We start from the raw sequence: 866 nt of genomic DNA, 5'->3' as shown, positions 1-866 counted from the left end.
CCAACGAGCCCAACGGCGTCTCCTGGGCGGAGATCAAGTCCTACCACGAGCAGATCATCCCCGTGATCAGGCAGCACGACTCCGACGGCGTCGTCCTGCTCGGCACCGCCGACTGGTCCTCGCTCGGCGTCTCCGGAGGCACCGATGAGCAGGAGGTCATCGACGATCCGGTCGACGCCTCGAACATCATGTACACCTTCCACTTCTACGCCGCCTCCCACCGCGAGTCCTACCTCGACGCCCTTTCGCGGGCGGCCGGCAGCATCCCGGTGTTCGTCACCGAGTTCGGCACCCAGGACTACGCGGGCGAGGGCGCGAACGACTTCGCCATGTCCCAGCGCTACCTCGACCTCATGGAGGACAAGGGCATCAGTTGGGTGAACTGGAACTTCTCCGACGACCACCGCTCCGGCGCGGTCTTCGAGACCGGCACCTGCCCGGACGGGCCGTTCACCGGCACGACCAACCTCAAGGAGGCCGGCGAGTGGATCCGCGACCGGATCCGCGAGGGCGGCACGACCGACCCGCCGACCGACCCGCCCACCACCGACGAGCCCACCGACCCGCCCTCGGGGGATTGCACCGCGGAGCTGGCCGTCGTCGACGACTGGGGCTCGGGATGGACGGCCGAAGTGCACATAACCGCGGGCGGGGCCGCACTCGACGGCTGGACGGTGACCTGGGACTGGCCCGGCGGCCAATCGATCTCCAGCCACTGGAGCGCCGACCTGACCGAGAGCGGATCGACCGTGACCGCCTCCGACGCCGGTTGGAACGGCGACATCGCCTCCGGCGAGACGATCAGCGCCTTCGGTTTCGTCGGCAACGGCGACAGCGCGACCCCGACCGTGGCGTGCAGCGCCTAG

Annotated in this window: 1 protein-coding gene; it reads left to right on the top strand. The window is 69.3% G+C overall.

The window, feature by feature from the left end:
- A partial coding sequence (locus tag JFB92_RS24950) for a cellulase family glycosylhydrolase (protein ID WP_199044661.1) occupies positions 1-866 on the top strand: 866 nt, incomplete at its 5' end.

This window comes from Glycomyces salinus (assembly GCF_016428645.1).
GTDB classification, from domain to species: Bacteria; Actinomycetota; Actinomycetes; order Mycobacteriales; family Micromonosporaceae; genus Glycomyces; species Glycomyces salinus.
This window is presented reverse-complemented; position numbering and strand designations above follow the sequence as displayed.